Source organism: Pseudoalteromonas atlantica, from assembly GCA_007988745.1.
GTDB lineage: Bacteria > Pseudomonadota > Gammaproteobacteria > Enterobacterales > Alteromonadaceae > Pseudoalteromonas > Pseudoalteromonas atlantica.
The window spans coordinates 1-23,021 of the sequence record BJUT01000050.1 but is presented as its reverse complement, the minus strand read 5'-3'; the positions used below and the strand labels follow the sequence as shown (position 1 = coordinate 23,021).

General features: G+C 41.0%; 22 protein-coding genes. 7 read left to right on the top strand and 15 right to left on the bottom strand.

What is annotated here, in order from left to right; all coding sequences use genetic code 11:
* Window positions 1-28 precede the first annotated feature (28 nt).
* Window positions 29-2,305 carry an acyl-CoA dehydrogenase gene (locus tag PAT01_RS16365; protein WP_154945840.1) on the bottom strand — a complete coding sequence of 759 codons (2,277 nt, stop codon included), beginning with the start codon at window positions 2,303-2,305 and terminating at the stop codon, window positions 29-31.
* Between the two features lie 167 nt (window positions 2,306-2,472).
* Here PAT01_RS16365 and PAT01_RS16360 point away from each other — a divergent pair, with 167 nt between their 5' ends.
* Window positions 2,473-4,320 (top strand): M2 family metallopeptidase, encoded by a 1,848-nt coding sequence (locus tag PAT01_RS16360; RefSeq protein ID WP_154945839.1) that lies wholly within the window; start codon window positions 2,473-2,475, stop codon window positions 4,318-4,320.
* Between the two features lie 87 nt (window positions 4,321-4,407).
* On the opposite strand, the gene PAT01_RS16355 is transcribed toward PAT01_RS16360, so the two are convergent.
* From PAT01_RS16355 to PAT01_RS16320, 8 genes are all read right to left on the bottom strand, one after another.
* A complete protein-coding gene (locus PAT01_RS16355) occupies window positions 4,408-5,211 on the bottom strand; it encodes a putative porin (RefSeq protein ID WP_096041944.1) in 804 nt (267 codons plus the stop codon).
* A gap of 477 nt (window positions 5,212-5,688) precedes the next feature.
* A complete protein-coding gene (locus tag PAT01_RS16350) occupies window positions 5,689-6,483 on the bottom strand; it encodes a putative porin (protein WP_004589517.1) in 795 nt (264 codons plus the stop codon).
* Between the two features lie 199 nt (window positions 6,484-6,682).
* Window positions 6,683-7,057 carry a PH domain-containing protein gene (locus tag PAT01_RS16345; protein WP_154945838.1) on the bottom strand — a complete coding sequence of 125 codons (375 nt, stop codon included), beginning with the start codon at window positions 7,055-7,057 and terminating at the stop codon, window positions 6,683-6,685.
* A complete protein-coding gene (locus tag PAT01_RS16340; RefSeq protein ID WP_154945837.1) occupies window positions 7,057-7,965 on the bottom strand; it encodes an ABC transporter ATP-binding protein in 909 nt (302 codons plus the stop codon). Before PAT01_RS16340 ends, PAT01_RS16345 begins: the two co-directional genes overlap by 1 nt.
* Window positions 7,962-8,789, bottom strand: coding sequence for an ABC transporter permease (locus tag PAT01_RS16335; RefSeq protein WP_024033655.1), 828 nt, complete (start codon window positions 8,787-8,789; stop codon window positions 7,962-7,964). Before PAT01_RS16335 ends, PAT01_RS16340 begins: the two co-directional genes overlap by 4 nt.
* Window positions 8,790-8,952: 163 nt before the next feature.
* The gene (locus PAT01_RS16330; protein ID WP_138686097.1) at window positions 8,953-10,134 is read right to left on the bottom strand and encodes a cystathionine beta-lyase; all 1,182 of its coding nucleotides are present in this window, start codon (window positions 10,132-10,134) and stop codon (window positions 8,953-8,955) included.
* Window positions 10,135-10,143: 9 nt separating this feature from the next.
* Entirely contained in the window at window positions 10,144-11,067 is a 924-nt protein-coding gene (gene nudC / locus PAT01_RS16325) for an NAD(+) diphosphatase (RefSeq protein WP_154945836.1), read from the bottom strand.
* 152 nt (window positions 11,068-11,219) lie between these two features.
* Window positions 11,220-11,723: a LabA-like NYN domain-containing protein gene (locus tag PAT01_RS16320; RefSeq protein WP_004589523.1), complete on the bottom strand. Its 504-nt coding sequence runs from the start codon at window positions 11,721-11,723 to the stop codon at window positions 11,220-11,222.
* 166 nt (window positions 11,724-11,889) lie between these two features.
* Between PAT01_RS16320 and PAT01_RS16315 the strand changes: the two genes are divergently transcribed.
* Window positions 11,890-12,513 (top strand): hypothetical protein, encoded by a 624-nt coding sequence (locus tag PAT01_RS16315; RefSeq protein ID WP_154945835.1) that lies wholly within the window; start codon window positions 11,890-11,892, stop codon window positions 12,511-12,513.
* Window positions 12,513-13,256, top strand: coding sequence for a DUF3307 domain-containing protein (locus PAT01_RS16310; protein ID WP_154945834.1), 744 nt, complete (start codon window positions 12,513-12,515; stop codon window positions 13,254-13,256). Before PAT01_RS16315 ends, PAT01_RS16310 begins: the two co-directional genes overlap by 1 nt.
* A 102-nt stretch (window positions 13,257-13,358) precedes the next feature.
* Here PAT01_RS16310 and PAT01_RS16305 read toward each other — a convergent pair whose 3' ends face one another.
* The gene (locus PAT01_RS16305; protein ID WP_154945833.1) at window positions 13,359-14,750 is read right to left on the bottom strand and encodes a DEAD/DEAH box helicase; all 1,392 of its coding nucleotides are present in this window, start codon (window positions 14,748-14,750) and stop codon (window positions 13,359-13,361) included.
* Between the two features lie 292 nt (window positions 14,751-15,042).
* Window positions 15,043-15,882 carry an isopenicillin N synthase family dioxygenase gene (locus PAT01_RS16300; RefSeq protein ID WP_004589526.1) on the bottom strand — a complete coding sequence of 280 codons (840 nt, stop codon included), beginning with the start codon at window positions 15,880-15,882 and terminating at the stop codon, window positions 15,043-15,045.
* Between the two features lie 267 nt (window positions 15,883-16,149).
* Here PAT01_RS16300 and PAT01_RS16295 point away from each other — a divergent pair, with 267 nt between their 5' ends.
* The 3 genes from PAT01_RS16295 (at window position 16,150) to PAT01_RS16285 (ending at window position 18,603) form a co-directional block, all read left to right on the top strand.
* On the top strand, window positions 16,150-17,352 hold the full coding sequence (locus PAT01_RS16295) for a bifunctional alpha/beta hydrolase/OsmC family protein (RefSeq protein ID WP_024033663.1): 1,203 nt from the start codon (window positions 16,150-16,152) through the stop codon (window positions 17,350-17,352).
* A 273-nt stretch (window positions 17,353-17,625) separates the two neighbouring features.
* A complete protein-coding gene (locus tag PAT01_RS20270; protein WP_289107149.1) occupies window positions 17,626-17,823 on the top strand; it encodes a hypothetical protein in 198 nt (65 codons plus the stop codon).
* A gap of 207 nt (window positions 17,824-18,030) precedes the next feature.
* Window positions 18,031-18,603, top strand: coding sequence for a hypothetical protein (locus PAT01_RS16285; RefSeq protein ID WP_154945832.1), 573 nt, complete (start codon window positions 18,031-18,033; stop codon window positions 18,601-18,603).
* 105 nt (window positions 18,604-18,708) lie between these two features.
* Here the strand turns inward: PAT01_RS16285 and PAT01_RS16280 are convergent, their stop codons facing one another.
* Complete coding sequence (locus PAT01_RS16280; RefSeq protein ID WP_096739848.1) at window positions 18,709-19,455, bottom strand: alpha/beta hydrolase; 747 nt, start codon at window positions 19,453-19,455, stop codon at window positions 18,709-18,711.
* 124 nt (window positions 19,456-19,579) lie between these two features.
* On the opposite strand from PAT01_RS16280, the gene PAT01_RS16275 reads away from it, so the two are divergent.
* On the top strand, window positions 19,580-19,903 hold the full coding sequence (locus PAT01_RS16275) for a hypothetical protein (RefSeq protein WP_004588950.1): 324 nt from the start codon (window positions 19,580-19,582) through the stop codon (window positions 19,901-19,903).
* Window positions 19,904-19,993: 90 nt separating this feature from the next.
* On the opposite strand, the gene PAT01_RS16270 is transcribed toward PAT01_RS16275, so the two are convergent.
* The 3 genes from PAT01_RS16270 to aspS all read right to left on the bottom strand — a co-directional run bounded on the left by PAT01_RS16270 (window position 19,994) and on the right by aspS (window position 22,818).
* Window positions 19,994-20,590 (bottom strand): pentapeptide repeat-containing protein, encoded by a 597-nt coding sequence (locus PAT01_RS16270; RefSeq protein WP_154945831.1) that lies wholly within the window; start codon window positions 20,588-20,590, stop codon window positions 19,994-19,996.
* A 29-nt stretch (window positions 20,591-20,619) separates the two neighbouring features.
* Window positions 20,620-20,850 carry a hypothetical protein gene (locus tag PAT01_RS16265; protein WP_024033669.1) on the bottom strand — a complete coding sequence of 77 codons (231 nt, stop codon included), beginning with the start codon at window positions 20,848-20,850 and terminating at the stop codon, window positions 20,620-20,622.
* Window positions 20,851-21,039: 189 nt separating this feature from the next.
* Window positions 21,040-22,818: an aspartate--tRNA ligase gene (aspS, locus tag PAT01_RS16260; RefSeq protein ID WP_029772588.1), complete on the bottom strand. Its 1,779-nt coding sequence runs from the start codon at window positions 22,816-22,818 to the stop codon at window positions 21,040-21,042.
* Window positions 22,819-23,021 lie beyond the last annotated feature (203 nt).

The window sequence follows — 23,021 nt, the reverse complement described above, 5'->3', positions numbered from 1 at the left end:
TTTTTACGTTTAGCGCTTATCTTAAGCGTTATAATTCACCGGGTTTAAAGTTATCAACGGCAATTGCTTGTTTTCTTAGTTTATTGGTATGGTGCATTGCATCGGCATCTGCTTGCGCAAGGAGCTCATTCTCTAGTGCGTAATTTATTGCGCCTTCTATGTCGAGCGTTGCAGGGACCTTACCACTGCGTTGCCAGTGTTTTAACTCTTTAAACTGTGTTTGCATATCGTGCATAGCTAAAAATGCATTTTCCATCACGCCCGTGCCCGCATTTTCATCTACATAACATAAGTGCGTTAAACGGTTTCTAAACACCCCAGGTTGCGTCATATGCTCGCAAATACTTTGGGCTGTTTCATCACTTGGCTTGCGGTAGTGATTCCCCAGCGGAAACACAATGCGTTTAAGTAAAAAGTTAACCACCGGATTTGAAAAGTTTTTGAAAAAACCATCAAACGCTTGGCCTATCTCATAAAGAGAATTTTCAATAGCGTATTTCACAAAAGGTAAATCAGCCTGTTGGCGCCCTTCATCTTCAAAGCGTTTTAATACAGTAGACGCTAAATATAAATGGCTAAGCACATCACCTAAACGCGCCGAAATCATTTCTTTACGCTTTAGCTCGCCACCAAGTACCAACATGGCTACATCTGTAGTAAAAGCAAGCCCTCGGCTCATTCTGCTTAGCTGTTTGTAATACACAGCGGTTGCACCGCACACGGGCGCTTTTGCCAAACAGCTTCGCGTAAGACCATGCACAAAAGCCATGCCGGCATTACTGGCAGCAAATAAAATGTGCTTCATCAATAAACTATCAAATCGATCAAGTGCTGCATCGTCGTCTTCCATTGCGGCAGCTTCCATTTCTTTTAACACAAACGGATGACAACGCGTGGCACCTTGACCAAAAATCATTAAGTTACGGGTTAAAATGTTTGCCCCTTCAACAGTAATCGATACCGGGATCCCCATATAACCATGGGCTAAATAGTTATTAGGCCCAACTTGAATACCTTTACCAGAGTGAATGTCCATTGCATCGTTCATTACCGTACGCCCCATTTCGGTCATATGGTATTTTGCAATGGCGGTAACAACCGATGGGCTAAGTTTTAAATCTATTGCGCCTGCGGTCATTAAACGCGCAGACTCTAACGTATACGTTAACCCGCCAATACGCGCTAAGGCTTCTTGTACACCTTCAAATTGGCCAATTGATACACCAAACTGTTGGCGTACCACAGAGTAAGCAGAGGTCATTTTAGAGGCTAAATGTCCTGTTGCGGTGCTTAGTGCAGGTAAAGAAATACCGCGCCCAGCACTTAAACACTCAACCAGCATGCGCCAGCCTCGCCCTGCGCCCTGCTCACCACCAATAATCCACTCTAGCGGAATAAAAACATCTTTACCGTAGGTAGTCCCGTTCATAAATGCCATGTTTAATGGATAATGGCGCTCACCCGTTTCTACCCCTTCATGATCAGTAGGAATTAGCGCACAGGTAATACCTAGCTCTTTTTCATCGCCTAATAACCCATCTGGGTCATACATTTTAAAGGCAAGGCCAAGTACAGTTGCAACTGGCGCGAGCGTAATATAACGCTTAGACCAATTTAAACGCAGGCCTATAACTTCTTCACCATTATGCTGCCCTTTACACACTACGCCAGAGTCGGGAATACTGCCCGCATCAGAGCCAGCTTCTGGGCCGGTAAGTGCAAAACACGGCACATCTTTACCACTTGCAAGGCTTGGTAGCCAACGGTCTTGTTGCTCTTTTGTGCCATAATGCAGTAACAGCTCGCCTGGGCCTAAGCTATTAGGCACCATAACAGTAACCGCCGCAGTTAAGCTTTTTGTGGCAATTTTTGACACTATGGTTGAATTAGCAATGGCAGAGAACTCACGTCCACCAAATTTTTCAGGAATGATCAGCGCAAAAAAGCCCTCTGTTTTTAAGTAATCCCAGACTTCTTTTGGCAGGTCTTTGTCTTTTTGTACAATTTGGTAATCATCTAGCATCGCCAGTAGCGTGTTAACCTGATTATCCATAAAGTCATTTTCTTTATCGCTAAGCTCAGGCCTTGGAAAGTTATGCAGTTTTTGCCAATCTGGATTACCACTAAATAGCTCACCATCCCACCATACATCGCCGGCTTCCATTGCCTCTCGCTCAGTTTGCGAGAGCGGCGGAAGTACCTTTTTAAACATTTTAAACGTAGGACGGCTGATCAGGTTAAGGCGAATATCTTTGACTGCAAAAATAACCACCACCACGACCAGCAATATTATAAATACTGACATGAGCACATTCCTTTTACATTGAATGAAAATAGTAACTTAATTATGACCCATCTTAGTTTAAATACAATCATTGCGCGATGCACCAAACTCCTTAACGTATTAATTTTATTGTTTTAAACATCGCTGCTATTATCACTTTCTTAATAACAATAAACCAAAGGAATACAATGAACACGCCACGCTTTAAACTAAGTATGAGCGCCCTCTTAGTCGCAAGTACATTAGCGCTAACCGCCTGCGAAGCAGAAATAGCCATAGACACTACCGATTCAGCACAGACCGAGAAGCCTCTTACAAAACAAGATGCCAATGCATTTATTGCCAAAGCCGAGCAAGAACTAAGTGAGCTTTACCTAGAGTCGAGCCGCGCTGAGTGGATTTACGCAAACTTTATAACACACGACACCTCGGTGTTATCTGCCGAAGTTAATCGTAAAATGACCGAGTCGGTCGTACGTTTAGCCAATCAGGCAGCACAATTTGACGACTTAGCGCTTGATTACGATGCACGCCGCAAGCTTAATAAACTTAAACTTGCGCTTACTTTACCCGCTCCTCAGGACGCTGAAAAAACAGCCCAACTTTCAACTATTGTGGCAGAGCTAGGTGGTTTATACGGTAAAGGTAAATACTGTAAAGACGATGGCAGCTGTTTAAGCCTTGGTGATATGACCGCAAAAATGGCCACCAGCCGTGATTACAACGAGCTACTTGATTTATGGCAAGGGTGGCGCCAAATTTCAAAGCCCATGCGCCCACTTTACGAGCAGCAAGTAACCCTTACAAACGAAGGGGCTAAAGAGCTAGGTTATGCTGATACCGGCGCAATGTGGCGCAGCAAGTACGATATGCCAGCCGATGACTTTACAACCGAGCTTGACCGCATTTGGGGGCAAGTAAAGCCACTTTATAACTCACTGCATTGCCATGTACGCGCTAAATTAGGCGAAAAATACGGCACCGACAAAGTAGCCCAAGATGAGCCTATTCCTGCGCATTTATTAGGAAACATGTGGGCGCAAGCGTGGGGTAACATTTACGATGTGGTCGCGCCAGAAAACGCCGATCCGGGTTACGATGTTACCGAGCTATTAGCTAAAAATAATTACGACGAGCTAAAAATGGTTAAAGGTGCTGAAACCTTTTTTACCTCAATGGGGTTTGAGCCACTGCCAGAGACTTTTTACGAGCGTTCGTTATTTGTAAAACCGAAAGACAGAGACGTACAGTGTCATGCCTCTGCTTGGAATATAGATAGCAAAGACGATTTACGCATTAAAATGTGTATTCAACGCACCGGCGAAGAATTTTCTGTTATTCACCATGAGCTAGGCCACAACTTTTATCAGCGCGCTTATAATAAACAACCTTTATTTTATCAAGAAAGTGCCAACGATGGTTTTCACGAAGCCATTGGCGACACCATTGCTTTATCGGTTACACCCGGTTACTTAAAAGAGATTGGTTTACTCGAGCAAGTACCTGATGAGTCAAAAGACATTGGCTTACTAATGAAAATGGCGCTAGATAAAGTCGCCTTTGTGCCCTTTAGCTTAATGGTTGATCAATGGCGCTGGCAGGTATTTTCGGGCCAAGTAAAGCCACAAGATTATAATAAAGCGTGGTGGGAGCTACGTGAAAAATACCAAGGTGTGAAAGCGCCTATTGCACGTAGCGAAGATGACTTTGATCCAGGTGCTAAATACCACGTACCAGGCAACACTCCTTATACACGTTACTTTTTAGCGCATATTTTACAGTTTGAATTTCACCGTAGCTTATGTGAAATAGCCGGTAACGATAAAGCAATTCACCGCTGCTCTATTTATAATTCAAAAGAAGCAGGGGATAAGCTAAACGCAATGCTGGAAATGGGCTCTTCTCGTCCATGGCAAGAAGCCCTTGAAACCATCACTGGCAAGCCACAAATGGATGCAACCGCTATGCTTGATTACTTTGCACCGCTGCAACGCTATTTAGATGAGCAGAACAAAGACCGTAATTGCGGCTGGTAAAACTTTTACCACGGTTAATTTAAGTTAAAAACAACAAAGCCCGCTACAGTAGCGGGCTTTTTGTTCAGTAACTAACTTTTGGTTAAATTAGAACTGTAAGCTTACATTTGCAAAGTAAGCATCGTAATCAGAATCATCCCAGTTATTACCGTAACCTGCTTCTAAACCAACATTGTTATTGAAAAAGTGTTGAGCACCAAAAGCGTAGTCATCGTTCTTGTTAACTGTAACAAACACCGATGTTGCTTTACTGAAATAGTAGTTAGATGCTAATTCCCAGCTACTAGAACCGCCATCAACATCTTCAAATTTACCTTCAACAGTTAAGTAGTTACCTTGCTGTAAATCAACAAAGTACTTAGCTGCTACTGCACGGTAATCAAACTCGTCATCTGCTGTTACTGTAAAGCCGATATAATCAGTGCTGTTTAATTCGTGGTTATATGCTAGGTCAAACACAAACTGATTGTCAGCATCTTCAACATCTACAAACGTTGCTTTTAATACAAGGTTTGGATTAAAGAAGTAACCAGCTGAAAGTTCAATTACATCCGTGCTTGAGCCAAAATCACTATCGAAGTTATTGTACTGTGCACCTAATACGAAATCTTGTACAAAATACTCACCGCCAATGCTAGTAACGTCTAAAAAATCATTATCACTGTATGCACCATAAACATTTGTTTGCTTATTGATGTACTCAAATTGATCGTAAGGACCTAACGTCGCTTTTGGAGAAAAGTAATAAGTTGAGTCAACACTTACCGTGTCATCTCCATCAATGTCCATGTATCCTACGTGGCTGATAGATTGGTAAGTATCTGCTGCCATTGCAGTGGTTGCAGCGCTTGATAATAAAATACTCGAAATGATAACGGCTAATTTTTTCATTTTAAATTCCCTATAAATGTTATTTTCTATGCTTGGGCCGTGTAGCCAAAGTCGGGCCGCATCCTAACAATAAATAATGAACAAAAAATGAATGAAAGAATAAATTAAACACAATATCAACAACTTAAATTGTTAATCATTTCGTACAAATGTAAATATAAAGCACACTTTAAATCTACAGTAGAATTATATCTCAGCATTTAAACTTCAAAAGTAACAAATAAGGTACAAACTGTCGCTAAATTGAATACAACTTAACTATTCGATAAACCTCATCAATATAACTATCCCTCATTATATTTTTCTCATTTTTCAAAAAAATTATTATTTTTAATTTAAAAAATGCTATTTAGATGAGCAGAACAAAGACCGTAATTGCACCTGGTAAAACTTTTACCACGGTTAATTTAAGTTAAAAACAACAAAGCCCGCTACAGTAGCGGGCTTTTTATGCTTTTAATTAAGTACAGGGCTTAATTAAAACTGAAAACGCATGTTTGCAAAGTATGCATCGTTATCAGAGTCATCTGCATTGTTCTCGTAACCTACTTTAAGACCAATGTTTTTATTGATGAAGTGCTGAGCACCAAAGCTGTATGTATCTTGCTTGTTGTAGTTAGCAAATACCGAGGTTGCTTTTGAGAAGTAGTAGTTAGTTTCTGCTACCCACTGGTTTTCTGCATCTTCAATGCTCTCGTATTTACCTTCAAACGTTAAAAAGTTACCTTGCTGTAAGTCAATAAAGTACTTAGCTGCAACAGCGCGGTAATCAAAGTCGTCATCAGATGTAAGTGTTACACCTACGTAGTCTGTGCTGTTTAGCATGTGGTTGTATGCTAAATCAAACAAAGCAAAGTCATCGCCGTCTTTGTTTTCAACAAGCGTTACTTTTGCTAATAAATCAGGGTTAAAGAAGTAGCCACCAGTTAGCTTGTAAAGCTCACCGTTAGAGCCCGAATCTGGGTCAAGGTTTTCGTAAGATGCGCCAACAACAAATTCATTAATAAAGTATTCACCACCAATATTAGTAACATCGCCAAAGTCGTCATCAGCATAACCGCCATAAACGTTAGTTTGTTTATTAATGTACTCAAACTGATCGTACGGACCTAATGTTTTTTTAGGAGATAGGTAATAAATAGAGTCTACAGCAACGGTGTCGTTGTTATCGCTATCTTTGTAGCTTAAATTACTGATTGAATTGTAGCTGTCTGCAGCAGCCGCAGTGCTAGATAATAAAATGCTTGAAATAATAACTGCTAATTTTTTCATTGTAAGACTTCCCTTTGTGCATTGCTTTTTATGCTTTAGCTCATTGACTAAAGTGGGGACATGCTAACGCTGAGAAACTGAATGAAAACTTAATTAAGCAGTTGTATTTATTAAGTTAATTGTAAGTAGGTGTAAGAAACTGTAAATTTAAAGTAGTTGCAACATATAGTCAACAACTACTTAAAACATGTTCAGCAAACTAAAGCGCATGCTGACTTATTACACGATAAACTTCGTTAATATTATCGCCCGATTTAAACTCTTTACTAATAGGCGTTGGGTCTGAACCAATCCAAATTTTAAGCTCGGCATCTAAATCAAAGTGCCCTGCACTTTCTTTACTGAACTTAGTAATTTTAGAATAAGCAATACTCACCATTTCCATTTTAGAGCCGGTCATACCTTGCTTATCAATTAAAATTAAACGCTTATTAGTAAAAATAAACATATCGCGAATCACCTTATAGGCTTTTTCTACTTGTTCGCCATCTATTAGGGTATTGTCAAGTACTTTTTCTAAATCAGAATCATCTACTTCGCTTGCATTTCCCATTAAACCACTGAGTAGTCCCATTATGCTTTCTCCTGTGTAAATATTTGATTTTCTAAGGTGTGACCATTTACTAACTGCCTATATTGCCAGCTTTGTTGATGGCAAAAGTTTAATAAAGCAATATCAAGTGGCTCACCGGTTGGCTGGTACTCAATCACGTATTCTTTATGTTGGCTCATATACACACGGCTTACACCTGCTAACGCCTGCAGTTGCTGCTCCACATTTTGATACGCCTCGTTGAGCATTAAGGTATAAAAGTGAGTATGCGTATTGTTGTCTTTTGTTTGGTGCTCGCTCAAAATGCCCTTATCTAGGTGGAGCACTTGGGAGCATAATCGCTCAAGTTCGGTTAAATCGTGCGAACTTAAAATAAAGGTGGCTTCATCGCTTAAGCTCGATACCAGCTCTCGCACCTCCCTGGCATGAATAGGGTCAAGCCCTGCTGTGGCTTCATCAAGCATCACTATTTTCGGCGAGCCAATCAGCGCTTGTGCTATCGTTACCCGTTTACGCATACCGTGAGATAAATCGCCCGCACGCTGTTTAGCGACTTCTTTTAAGCCAACCAAATCAAGTACGCGCAGCGCTTCATTGTGGCTTTGTTTAGCGCCCATGCCTCGAAGCTTGCCATAAAACGCCAGTTGCTTATCTATATTAAAACGCGGATCTAACTGCGCATCTTGCGGTAATGCACTTACTTGGTTGAACAACGCGGCACTACCAGGCTGATGCCCTAAAATACTGAGCTCACCGTGGCTTGGGTTAATATAGCCGCACAATAAACTAAATAATGTGGTTTTACCGGCACCATTTGGGCCTACTAACGCCACTGGTGCGCCTTTTTGAATTTCAAAGCTTACGTTGTTAAGTGCTTGCTTTGCGCCATACGATTTACTCAAGCCGCTGGCTTTTATTAATACGCTCATAGCGAACTCCTTGTAAATATTCGATGCGCAATCGCTATAAATACAGCGCTTTGAATAAGCGGCACACCTAAGGCACTCAACAAAGGTAGGTTTTGCCCAGCTAAAAGCTCAGAATTAACCCCAGGGAAAAGGTAATCGAGCGCATTTAAAGCCGGTACTTGCCACGCCAATATACCCACAATAATGCCGCCACCAGCAAAATATAAAATGGCTAACACAATTGCTAAACGCGACGAGCGAGCAAATGTGTTAATCAAACTCATTAATGCCACAAACGGGCTAAGTACCACCACCATTATTATAAATATAGAAACCGCACGGCTTAACCCACCCATTAATAGGCTAGGCTCTCTGTAACCAAGTACGCCAAGGGTTGCCACTAGGGTAATAGCTAATAGACACGCTAACACGCCAAGCTGACCTAAAAAACGGCCAAATAAAATTTCAAACCGTGTAGAGCGCAATGATAAAAACCGTAATGTGCCGCGCTCTCTATCGCCAACGGTTTGATCGCTTGATATAAAAATAGCAAACAGCGGAAAGCTATACAAAGCGATTAGCCAGTACATAGCAAATTCGGCCTCAGGCCAATCAAGCAACTTACTTAAACCAATACTGCCTGAAATATCGCGTGCCATTTGTTCAAAATTGGGGGCACTAATAATGCTGACGGCTTGGCCTATCGGGTAGCGTAAAATAAGTAACCACACAAGGGCAAAGGCGGCCATAGCAATTAAGCCGCGCTTGGTTAAAAACATACGTACTAGCTCAAAACCCGCTATTTGGGTTAATCGCCCTATGTTCACTAATGATGATGTTGCCATTGGCTTTCCTTAATGACGTTGCTCATGCTTTAAAATAAAGCGTAATGTAACAACAGTAAGTGTAAACACCTTGAATTACCAGCAAAAAAAAGCTCACCATAAGTGAGCTTTGTAACAAACCGTTTAAATGTAACAGGCCAAACTTTGTTTATTTAGCCTATTTTTATAAATGCTGTTGGTATACCTCAAGCGCTTGGCTTAAGTCATTAATTAAATCATCAATGTCTTCAAGGCCAATATGCAAGCGAATAACAGGGCCTAAATCCCAACCAGTGTTCGAACGTAAACCTTTCATGGTCAAATTGGCGGTGACTAAACTTTCAAAGCCGCCCCACGAAAAGCCCATTTTAATGTGCTCAAGGCTATCTAAAAACGCATCAATGGCTTTTTGGTTACCGGTTTTCATTACAAATGAAAACAACCCATTGCTGCCATCAAAGTCGCGCTTAAAAAATTCATGCCCAGGGCAGCTTTCAAATGCAGGATGGCGAATATGATCAACTAACTCATGTTGCTCAAGCCATTTTGCCACCTCTATAGCCGCCTTTTCGTGCTGATTTAAACGCACCGCCATAGTACGTAAGCCTCTAAGCGCTAAATAGGCATCATCTGCGCTGGTGCATTGCCCCAATAAGTACGACTGCTCACGCAGGGTTGGCCAGTACTTTTTATTTGCCACTGCTACACCCATCATTACATCAGAGTGGCCAACAATGTACTTAGTTGCTGCTTGAATACTAATATCTACACCGTGTTCAAGTGGGCGGTAATGCAAGCCATTACCGTAGGTGTTATCAAGCATGGTCATAATATTATGCTCATTGGCTACTTTAACCATGGCAGGTACATCTTGTATTTCCATGGTTATAGAGCCAGGCGATTCTAAAAACAGCACTTTTGTGTTTGGCTGAATATACGCCTCAATACCTGCGCCAATCGTGGGTGGGTAATAAGTGGTGGTAACACCTAACCCCGCTAAAATTTTATCGCAAAAATCACGCGTAGGTTCATACACGTTATCAACCATTAAAATATGATCGCCCGCCTTTACAAACGACAATAACGCTTGGCTTATTGCCGCAGCGCCGCATGGGTAAAGTGCGCAGCCTTCGCCGCCTTCAAGCTCGGTTATTGCCTCTTGCAGTGCAAAATGTGTAGTTGTGCCACGGCGGCCATAAAATAATGTTTTATCACCGCGGGTTTTAGCGGCCTCTTTTAATTCGGCCACGCTGTCAAATACAATTGTAGAAGCACGCTGTACTACGGGGTTTACCACACCATGGGTGTAGGCTTTTTTACGCCCCGTTGATACTAACTGGGTATTTTTATTTTTGCTTGTCGACATTACCAATCCTTAAGCCTTATTTGAAAGCCATTGTTCAATTAAAAAACGCGAAATTGAATCGACCCGAGGGAGTTTATAATGATCGCCTTCATCGCCCATATTGCCAAACGCCTTAACTTCTTCGCGCGTAAACCATTTGGCATCGTCTAATTCGTCTTTATCTACGTTTATTTGCTCAGTTTTAGCCTGAGCAATAAAACCCAACATAATAGAAGAAGGAAATGGCCAAGGTTGCGAGGCAATATAACGTACATTATCAACGTCAATGCCTGCTTCTTCTTTAACTTCGCGCGCTACAGCTTGCTCTAGTGTTTCACCTGGGTCTACAAAGCCCGCCAATGACGAATACATGCCTTGTTGCCATATTGCTTGGCGACCCAATAAACAACGCTCTATTCCATCTTCAAATTCTTTAGTAACCACCATAATTACTGCAGGGTCAGTGCGTGGAAATGTAGGGTGCTTGCAGTGCTCGTTTTCACATAGGCGAGAATGCCCTGCTTCTATTAATGTATTTTTACTGCCACAACGCCCACAAAAACTATGCGTCGCATGCCAATAACATAAGCCACGGGCAAGAGCGGCTATAGAGCCATCTTGTATATCAACGTGAGGGCCATATTGGCGTATATCAAAAAACTGTGCGTCGCCTATAACGCACTTGAGTTCGTCATCGTGTATGGCTGAAACATCTAACGCAAACACACCCTGTTGCTCGGTATTTGAGCCTAAATAAATAGCGTTTGATAAATCTAAATGGGCAATTTGCTGATACGTTAAGTAGCACACTTGAGCTGCGTCTTTATAAAACAAAGTGTGGTTATTATTCACCAAAAGCCACTTACTTTGTGCCGACATTTGTGCGTTTAACCACGCCGCGTTTTTACGAAAATTAGACCCGCGGTCTAATGGCATGTCGCTGTAATAAAGCATGTGAGTCCTCAATAACATGGTATGGCGTAAAATTACCATAACCGCTGAGTAAACCCAATTTATTACAGCAATAAAAAAAGCCTATATTAGCTATATAGGCTCTTTATTAAAAACTCTCATGTTGCAGGCACTTAGCCGCTATATTTTATGCTTTAGAGTAGCAAGCTATCATCAATTAAATGAAACTGTTCTGCACTTTGTTTTAGCACCTCAGCGGTTAACTTATCGGCGCCGTACACATCGCACGGTACATTGTATTGATTTTTTAAATGCCCTAGCAATAACGCAAAGTCGCCATCACCAGAGAGCAAAATAACTTTATCGAGGTTTTTGCCTTGCTCTAGCATATCTATCGTTATGCCTACATCCCAATCCCCTTTTGCGCTGCCGTCGCGGCGCTGAATAAACGGCTTTAGTTTTACCTCAAAGCCAATAGCACGCAAAATATTTTGAAACTGGTTTTGTTTTTCATCACCGCGGTGAATGGCATACGCAAATGCACAATCTATAGAATACTGCTGCTTCATGTGCGCCCAAAATGCATTGTAATCAAAGTTTTTACGGTAACTTTCGCGACACGTGTAATAAATGTTTTGTACATCAACAAAAATACCGACACGTGGCTTACTGATTTGCTGATCGTTTTGTAAAGTCATTTGTTTCCTTAAGTGCTCACAGCTCAGCGCAGCTGAAATAAAACGCCATTAACGAGTGAACCTTGCAATTTTGTTTTAAGTAACCTAAATTGGTTACTTAACTAAATGTAACCAAATTTGGTTACCTGATTCTATGTAACTGCATTAAGTTACTTTTTGGATTTTTATGATTGGTGTGATCAGCGGCGATATAATTAAATCGCAAAAAATACCTAAGCAGCAATACGATGCCATGCTTTATCTGCTAGAGCAAAGTTTGCGTGCAATTAGTAATAATACCTCACTGTGGACCATATACCGAGGTGATGCTTTTCAGTTGCAAATAAATCAAAGCGAGCAGTTAATTAAAACCGCTATTATCATTTATTTGCATTTAAAGTCGGCAGGTTACGAGCTACGCCAAAGTATGGCCTTAGGTGAGGTAGACAACCCACGCAGCGATATAAAAACAGCCACCGGCTCGGCCTTTGTGCTCTCAGGGCAAGGCCTTGATAAAATAGCCAATCAGCGCTTTACCTTACAGATAGCAAAGCACACCCTAGATGAAGGCTTTAGTCTTAACCTTGCCTTTGTTGATACCTTGCTTAGCAAAATAACGCAAAAACAAGCCAATGCGCTTTACGTGTATTTAACCCAAGCCGATAACAGCCATGCAGCACTGGCAAAAGAGCTTAGCACCAGTCGCGAAAATGTCACTAAATTGCTTAACTTAGCAAATTATCAGCTAATAGAGCGATTTATAGTACACGCTAAACAGGTCATAACAACGATTACAAAAGGAAGTGAGTAATGGGGTTTTCGTTATTATTAGTGACATTAATTATAGGCCACCTAGTCAGTGACTTTTTTTTACAACCAATGAGCTGGGTAAACGATAGAAACACCCACCACTTTAAAGCTAAAAAGCTCTACCTGCATGTATTAGTACACGGTGTGGTTAGCGCCGTTATTTTAGCGCTTTGGGAATATAGCTATGGCTGGCAACAACTAAGCACCGTGTTACTTTCAGCCGCTGCAATTATGCTTAGCCACTATCTAATAGATATTGCTAAGTCGTATTCAAATAAAGGGGTTGTGCCCTTTTTACTCGACCAAATCGCGCATATAGCCGTAATAATAGCGCTGTGTATTTATATAACTGATAACCAAAGTTTAATCGCGTACGTAAGCGCACTTGCCATAAACCCTAAAGTACTTTGGGTTGTATGCGGATATTTAATTATATTAAGCCCAAGTGCCGTATTTATAAGAATGATGCTTGAAAGGCTCACCGCTAACTTTTCAAGTGAGGGCAGCTTACCATTGGCCGGACAAAGCATTGGCATGATAGAGCGAGTACTTATGCTGAGCTTTATATTACTTGATCAATTTGCTGGGCTTGGCTTTTTGCTAGCTGCCAAGTCGGTATTTAGGTTTGGCGATTTAAGTGCCAGTAAAGATAAAAAGCTCACCGAGTACGTTATGCTAGGCACCTTACTAAGCGTTAGCGTTACCTTGTTTGTAGGATTAGGCGTTAATTCGTTGATCAGGTAAGTATAAATTACAGATAATAAAAAACGCGCTACTTCTATTAAAAAGGTAGCGCGTTTTTTGTATTGGCGTTTAATTAAAGGCCAATACAATCTTTAATAATGATTAATCGTTATTTGGGCGACGACGGCGCTGGCCATTACCACCTACCGATTGACGCTTTGCCCATGGGCTTTGTGCGTTGTCATCGGTTTTGGCTGCTGGTTTTTTAGAGCCACCACGACGAGGGCCTGTACCGCTTCCCCCATTGTTTGGTTTTTTGCTGTTCGGCTTATCAGACTTAGGCTTGTTAAACGGCTGCTTTGCTTTTTTAGGCTTTTTAGGTTTAATTGGGCGAGCATCTAATGCGCGCTCAGGTACTGGGCTAGTTGGTTCAAATCCAGGCTCTTCAGCGCGAGGGATTAGCTCACCTATAAAACGTTCAATACCGTATAAATCAGCGGCGTCATCGGCTGTTACAAACGAAATAGCATGCCCTGATGCACCAGCACGACCGGTACGGCCAATACGGTGAACGTAATCTTCGTATACGTTTGGTAAGTCGTAGTTAACCACATGCGGAAGCTCAACAATATCAAGGCCACGTGCCACAATATCAGTCGCTACTAGTACGCGTACTTCGCCACTTTTAAAGCCATCTAATGCTTTAACACGAGCGCCTTGTGATTTATTACCATGAATAGCGGCGCCTACTATGTCGTCGCGCTCAAGCTGTTTAACTAAACGGTTTGCACCGTGCTTGGTACGGCTAAACACTAATACTTGTTTCCAATCGTTGCTACGAATTAAATGGCTAAGTAATGCGGTTTTACGCGATTTATCAACAGCGTAAACGCTTTGCGTTACGCTTTTAGCAGTGGTGTTTTTTGCCGCAACTGATATTTCAACAGGGTCGTTAATTAACCCTTTTGCTAATGCTCGAATATCATCTGAAAACGTTGCCGAAAACATTAAGTTTTGGCGTTTAGGCGGCATTTTAGCAATCAGGCGTTTAATGTCGTGAATAAAGCCCATATCAAGCATGCGGTCCGCTTCATCAAGTACCAGCACTTCAACATTATCAAACTTAACAGCGTTTTGATTATGTAAATCGATTAAACGCCCAGGCGTGGCCACTAAAATATCAACCCCTTTACGAAGGCGCTGCATTTGTGGGTTTATTTTTACGCCGCCGTACACTACAAACGAACTTACATCAGAGTGCTTAGCGTATTCTTCAACGTTTTCGCTTACCTGCAAAGCCAGCTCACGCGTAGGCGCTAAAATAAGGGCACGTACGTGGTTACTTTTTGCTTTACTGCCTTTAGATAACAGCTCAATTAGCGGTAACGTAAAACCGGCGGTTTTACCTGTGCCTGTTTGTGCAGCCGCCATCACATCGCGACGTTCAATAATTGCAGGAATTGCTTGAGCCTGAATAGGCGTTGGCGTTTCATAGCCCTTTTCTAAAACCGCGTTAACTAAAGACTGTGATAAACCTAAACCATCAAAACTCATAAAATCTCTCAATAAAATAAAGGCCAAACCGGCCAAGGGCGCATTATACGCAACTAACTTAGAAATGCATGGAAATATTCACTTTGCCAAATAAGCACTCAGCGCAAAAATAGCGAATAGCAATACAAAACAGCACTATGGCATTAAAGCAGATACGTTTTTGTGAATTAAAATATGTACTACCTAAGGGCGATTAAATCGCAGCGCGGGGGATATAACCCAATAGGCTATGTAAAACAACAAAAGCGGCTAAAAAGCCGCTTTTGAATAGATGCTATTTAAAAAGCAACTATTATTTAACACCTAGCTCGCGTAAACGCTCTTGTAGGTAGCTGTCTGCCGTGTAACGCTCAGAAAGCACAACATCAGGACGTGGGTGTAAAAACAGCGGTAAAGAAATACGCGACTTAGTCGACGCTTTACCCGTTGGGTTAATTACACGGTGAATAGTCGATGGGAAGTACCCGCCCGACGCTTCTTGTAACATGTCACCAATATTAATAATTAAGCTACCAAAGTCACATGGCACATCTAACCAACCGCCATCAGTTTTTTGAACTTGCAGACCTGGCTCGTTCGATGCAGGTAACACAGTTAATAAGTTAATGTCACCATGTGCTGCAGCGCGAATTGCACCTGGCTCTTCATCACCTGTCATTGGCGGGTAATGTAAAATGCGTAACAATGTTTGCTCAGAATCAGCAATCATGTCTTTTAAATCGATAGAAAACTTAGCACGTACATCGGCTGGTGCCTCTGCTTGAACCCAGCTTAAAAGCGTTGCTGCAAATTCGTTAGCTAAGCGGTAGTACTCACGTACGTCGGCTTCAAGCTCTGCAGGCACGCGACCTTTAGGGTAAACATGAAAGTACTCTTTAATGTCTTTTACTGTAAAGCCTTTAGCTACCTCAGATACAGAAGGCGGGAAATAACCGTCTTGCGTTTCTTTAGAAAATAAAAAGTCGTGCTTTTGCTCTGAATTAAAAAAGTCTTGCCATTTTTCGTAAATAGACTCAACTAAAGATTGCGGGATTGGGTGATTTTTTAATACACCAAAACCGGTGTTTCTTAACGATTCAACAAAGTGAGCAGCCGCATCGGGAGCTTTATAATCAACAGTAGGTAATTGCATTGTACGTTCCAGTGAATAGGTTGTTAGAAGTGAGCTGCTTTAAAATATAACTAATTAGCCAATATAAAGTAGCAAAACCTTCATTATAGCGCTGTGCGAGGATAGACAAACCACCCAAAAAACATAAGGACAAATGTCCTCACGATGAAATAGTAAACAGTTTACTTGATCAAGATCAAAGCATAATAAACATTGAAATTGCACTAATTAGTGCTTATATCTTATCTATTATTGTAACGTAATTTAATGAAACACTAAGGCTCTTCTATGCGACAAAAAGTATCTTTTAAAAGCGGCGATTTAGAACTTGCAGGCCAGCTTGAACGCCCAGCCGGCGATGTAAAGTTTTATGCTTTATTTGCACACTGCTTTACCTGTGGTAAAGATATTGCTGCCGCTACGCGCATAAGCCGCGCCCTTACCCAACAAGGTATTGCCGTACTGCGCTTTGACTTTACCGGCCTTGGCAATAGCGACGGCGACTTTGCAAACAGTAACTTCTCATCAAATATTCAAGATTTAGTGGCCGCAGCCGATCACCTGCGTACGCACTTTGATGCACCGCAGTTATTAATTGGCCACAGCTTAGGCGGCGCTGCCGTACTGGCTGCTGCAGAGCATATTCCTGAGGTATCGGCTATTACAACAATTGGTGCTCCTTCAGATGCGCAACACGTTGCACATAACTTTGAAGCCCATTTAGACGAAATAAACGCCGCAGGTGAAGCTAAAGTTAGCTTAGCTGGGCGCGAATTTACCATAAAAAAACAATTTGTAGAGGATATTGCAAAGTACGACCGTAGCCATATAGGCAAATTAAAACGCGCACTTTTAGTTATGCATTCCCCTGTTGATGCCACGGTTAATATTTCAGAAGCCGAGAAAATTTACGCATCAGCCAAACACCCAAAAAGCTTTATTAGCCTCGATAACGCCGACCACTTACTGAGTAATAAAAACGATGCCGAGTACGCTGCTACGCTTATTGCTAATTGGGCAAACCGCTACGTTAAATATGAGCAAAGTAACTACAGCGCAAAATTAGAAAACGGCAAAGTACTGGTTGAAGAAAAAGATCATATATTTACTCAGCACGTAAGTACTAAAGATCATACATGGCTTGCCGATGAGCCATTAAAAGTAGGTGGCAGTAATTTAGGCCCCGATCCTTACGACCATATACTCGCAGGCCTAGGCGCGTGTACCTCAATGACACTGCGTATGTATGCAACCTTAAAAAAGCTGCCGCTTGATCATATAAAAGTAGAGCTTGAACACACCCGCGACTATTACAAAGATTGCGACAACGGCGAATGCACCCAAAACCTAGAGGCCATTACCCGTAAAATTACCCTACGCGGCGACTTAACCGAAGCACAGCGCCAGCGTCTGCTAGAAATAGCCGACAAATGCCCAGTGCATAAAACCCTACATAACAGCCCAATTGTAGTAAGTGAATTAGTTGAGTAACTAAAACAAAAATAGCGCAGCTGTGGCTGCGCTATTTTAGATGTTCAATAAAGCAATCTCACAATCTGAGATAAAATATAGAGGTTGAATAATAGGTACAGTTCTAATAGTTTGTTAGTTAAATTATACAAACAAAACAGGTATCGAGTTAACTTTATCTGAGCTAAAACAAATTGAATTGGCTATGCTAATTATCCCAAAAGCATTAACAACTTTTATTAATATATTGCACAACCCTGCTAACTTAGATAAAAAGAAAAATTCGAATCAATTATGAAACAATATGGTTTTGTTAATTCAATTAATTTTGAAGCAACACGAACATTTTTAATCCGCCAAGCGCGTAAAGTAATAAACCTTATCGGCTCCATGCTTTTAAATCCTCATAAGCTTTATAAATGCGCAGGGTTTGGCGATGCTACTTATTATGACAGATATGGAATTATAGGGTTTGGTAAGAGCTTTTTTTAGCGTAGGTACTGATAGAAAAGTAGATACTATTGTTCATGAGTTTAGTCACGCAGTTTGGACTTCTGAAGATACAGCATATAACGCGAGAACTGCTATAGAGGATCTTAATTTCATCGCTCAAAAGGCACAGATTTATCAAACTAATGAAGACAGAGATATATTGCTATATTCGGCATATCTTTTTGAAAATGCAGTGCGAACAGCCCAATGAAAACTTTGATCAATATTATATTTCTTTTAATTAGTTACTCTACTTGTGCCAACTCTGAAGAAGTTATCGAAAGTCCTATTGCTGCATCTTCTTATACATTTTGTCATATAGATACTAAATGTATAACTAGTATAAGGTTGGCAAATACTTCGCCTTATCAAGTTAAATTAAGCTCTCTCGCTTTCAATGAACAAGGTATCGACTTAAACTCAATGTTCATATATGAAGTGGATGAATACTTCTCAATAAGAGCAGAAAACCCCAATGCAAAGGTCCCTGAACAACCTATACAAGGGCGCCGGCGTGCACACACAAAATTATCCTCGATAGAGTTCGAACCGCTTGAAGTAAAGTTTATTGAGCTAAAAGGCATGGAAGAGAGGTTTGCTTTAAACCCTGAAAAAAAATACTTAGTAAGTACAATTACACCGTTCGTCAACTTGTACATTAACGGTAAGTTTGTTGATATCATTACCATAAGAACGAAATATTCACTCCTAGCTATTCCTACAAAAGATATGGAAATAAAGGAACGGCCAATAAAACAGTTTGCTACGCCGCAAGGGTAACCTGCAATAATATACATACTTTGTTTAATGCCACTCAAAATTCTGCGTCAGCTTAAACCTTTATATATCAAGCCAGCTTAAAGTTGGCTTGATTATATATCTTGGCTAATTATCTAAAAACGTCCCTACTTCTTTACTCATTTGATCCACCAGCCATGTTGGCCCACCGTCGTGCATATCGTTATGGCGCGACTTTTCTATCTTTATTTGGCTAACAGGGAACTCTTTAAGCTCTGTATCGTTTAATAGCACGTTAGCATCAGCTGGGTAATCACTACCGCGCAGTGTCAGTACGCGTATATTTTTATTACGTGGGATCAACATGCGGCGGTGATCAAGTGTCACTATTTGGCTTACTTCCCCTGGATAAATTGAAGCGTATAAAGCTGATATATCACCGCCGTTAGAGTGGCCAAATAAAGTGAGTTTAGTAAAATCATACGCTGGGTATTTACTCGATAACTCATTAACTAAAAACTTAAGCGTTACCACACCGCGATGCCAGTTTTCCATGCGGGTGGTTAAATAAGGCTGTATGCGATTAAGCGAGGGGTCGGTTTTTAGCTCATGCGCGACTGCAATGCTTAAATAACCCTGTGCATTAAATAGCTTACTCGCAAACGTGTAGTCATTGTGGCTAATGCCGTAGCCTGCATTTACAAATGCTACAGGGCACTTTGCGTGTACGCTGCATTGATTACTCTCATTGGGGTATGTGATATTTATAGGGATGGTCCGATTGCGGCTTTGATCCACTATTACATCGTCATTAGCAAAGCTTAATGGTGATATTAAACTCGCGCTTAGGCTAAATGCACTTACTTTTAGTAACTTTTTTATTGTTTTATGCATGTTGTACTTATATAAATTATTGTTTTTAAATAAAAATAACTTTTACTATAAAGGTTAGCGCGCGCCATTGCTAATGTATGCGATAATACGGGTATTATTTTTAGTTAATTTAGAAAAGTACCCCATGAAATCATACAGCACTATTGAACAACGTATCGACATTTTGCAAAGTCGAATAGAAGCCTATAAAGAAGAAATTGCCGTGTTACAGGCCGAGCCAAAAAGTAACAACGAGCGTATTATATTTAAATTTATTGAAACAGGCAGCACAGGTAAAACAAAAGACTTTGTCCGCGAACTTGGTATTAAGTCGCCGCGCGATAGCTTATATTCATCAGGTGATGTAACCAAATTAATCAAAGACGGCGCTGATGACATCACCCCTGCACTGCTTGAAATTGCCCGCACATTGGCAAACGCTCGTAATAAAAATGGCCCTAGCTGTTAATACCAAGCTACAGGCTAGTGTTTAATCTTATTGAAGGTTATTCATTGTTTAGAGGCTTGCAATATGCAGCTTCTAAACGCTCCTCACACATTAATCGCAAAGCTCAATATTAAGGCTTGTAAGTAAATTAAGGGCTTCAAAGCGCTCAAACTTAGCACCCGCTAACGCATTACTGTTTAAATCGATATTAAATTCTGTAGCCCCTACAAAATCACACTCAGTTAAAGTGGTTTGAAAAAACTCACTATCGCGAAAATTACTTCCTGTAAATGTACTTTGCTTTAAATTGGCATGTCTAAAATCAACATTTTTTGCAAAGCAGTGTATTAATTTTAGTGATTTTAAAGTTAATTCATAAAAAGAGCTGTTACTAAGCTCACAGCTATTAAAGCTCACCGGCGCATCAATACTTAGCGCTCCCCAATCAGCATTGCTCCATTGCACGCTGTTTAACTTACAATGGCTAAAGCTTACACTTTCAAGCGAGCTGTATCCCCATTCAATGCTCGATAAATTGCAATGCTCAAAGCTGCACTCTATAAATCGACACGTTTTAAATTGCCCCTGAGATAAGTCGCAATTTATAAACGTACACGCTTCAAATTCTGTATTTTCGAGTGTGTATTTTGCTAGCTGTAAGGCACTAAATTGCTGATCGCAATAATAGCTATTATTAGAAATTGGCACTGTAACTACGTGTCCGTATTTAGGGTTGTTTAATGGGCATAAGGGCTGGTTTTTGGCAAGTCTTGTTTAAGCGCTAATAAGGCGATAAAAATTAAGCCAAAGAGCGGAAATACTGCTAAACACCCGCCTACAAAAGCCAAAACGCCCGGCATGGTGCTTTTGCGTTTACCTATTTTATAGCTAATCAGCGCAAAAATTGGAATGCAAAACAAAATAAAAAAAGCTAAAAATTCACCAAATAATGTGAGATTAAACGACATAAGAACTCCCTCTCTATTGAATAATATTTGATACCAAGCAACTTAAATATTTAACTATTTTAGCGTGCTAAATAGACTAATAACTTAACACGATTGGTATGAACTGGTTTAAATTTAACCATAAAAAAACCCCTAGGCATACTCCTAAGGGTTTTTAAATCTAGCTAAGCGCATTTGTTGCGCGCGGTATTACTCTTCGCTAGGAATTGCTTTTTCTACCACACTGATTGCAAGCTCAGTTAACGAGTCGCTATTAGCTTTGCTAGGTGCATCGGTTAATAAGCACGATGCTTGAGTGGTTTTAGGGAACGCAATAACGTCACGAATGTTATCGGTACCACATAAAAGCATAACTAAACGGTCAAGACCAAAGGCTAAACCAGCATGTGGTGGTGTGCCGTATTTAAGGGCATCAAGTAAGAAGCCAAACTTGTCTTGTTGCTCTTGCGCATCAATCCCTAAAATTCTAAATGCTGCTTCTTGCATATCAGCATTATGAATACGTACCGAACCGCCACCTACTTCGTAGCCGTTTAATACCATGTCGTAAGCATCTGAAATAGCCGCGGCAGGGTTTGCTTCAAGCTCTTCTGCGCTAATATCTTTTGGTGCTGTGAATGGATGATGCACAGCATGTAACGTGCCTTCGTCATCTTCTTCAAACATTGGGAAGTCAACAACCCAAAGTGGCGCCCAGCTATCAAGGTTAGTGATTTCTAAATCAACACCAATCTTCAAGCGAAGCGCGCCCATTGCTTCGTTTACAACGTTGCGTTTATCGGCACCAAATAAAATAATGTCGCCCGTTTGTGCGTTAGTACGCTCAAGTAACTGGGTAATTACCTCTTCGTTTAAAAACTTAGCAACTGGAGATTGAACGCCTTCCGCGCCTGCATCGCGGTCGTTTACTTTCATCCACGCCATACCTTTAGCGCCGTAAATGCCAATAAACTTAGTGTAATCGTCAAGTTGCTTACGCGAAAGCTTAGCGCCACCCGGTACTGTTAATACAGCAACGCGGCCTTTTTCGTCGTTAGCAGGGCCTGAAAATACGTTAAACTCTACGTCTTTTACTAAATCAGCTACATCAACAAGCTTCATTGGGTTACGTAAGTCTGGCTTATCAGAACCGTAAAGGCTCATTGCCTCGCTGTAAGGCATAATTGGGAAATCGCCTAAATCAACGTTTAGTAATGATTGCCACATTTCACGGATCATTTTTTCAGTCATACCACGTACTTGATCAGAGCTCATGAACGAGGTTTCTAAATCTATTTGGGTAAATTCAGGTTGACGATCGGCACGTAAATCTTCATCACGGAAACATTTAACAATTTGGTAGTAACGGTCAAAACCCGACATCATCAACAATTGCTTAAACAACTGTGGCGACTGTGGTAATGCGTAAAAGCTACCTTTATGAACACGGCTTGGTACTAAGTAATCGCGTGCACCTTCTGGTGTTGCTTTTGTAAGTACAGGTGTTTCAATGTCTAAAAAGCCATTGTCATCTAAAAAGCGACGAACAAAGCTGCTTGCTTTAGCGCGCAGTTTAATACGGTCGCTCATTTCAAGGCGACGTAAATCTAAGTAGCGGTACTTTAAACGGCGCTCTTCAGAGTTGGTTTGATTAAAATCAAGCGGAAGCGGCTCAGAGCGGTTAATAATAGTTAGCTCAGTACCTAAAATTTCTACTTCGCCTGTTGCCATGTCTTTATTTACTTGGCTTTCTGGGCGCGCACGTACAACCCCTTTTAACTGCACACAAAACTCTTGGCGAAGTTTGTTAGCGTTATCCATTAGTCCTTCAACCTCTGGATCGAATACAACTTGTACTAACCCTTCTCTATCGCGTAAATCGACAAAGATAAGTCCACCAAGGTCACGTCGTTTGTTGATCCAGCCACATAGTTCAACTTCTTGATCTACGTGAGTTTTATTTAGCTGTCCGCAATATATAGAGCGCATAGTTTTCCTGTCAGATAAAAGGCTTAAACGGTTATATTTATTTGTTTTAAGGCGTGTGATTTAAAAAACTGGTCACCACAATACAAATAAAGCCGCTAGCAATCTAAAAATAATCAAATTAAGCCCTGCATTATACCCAAGTAGTATCAAGATGCTAGGGCGTGTTGAACGTTGGTGGTTGAATTTGCAGCAGTATGTTTGGC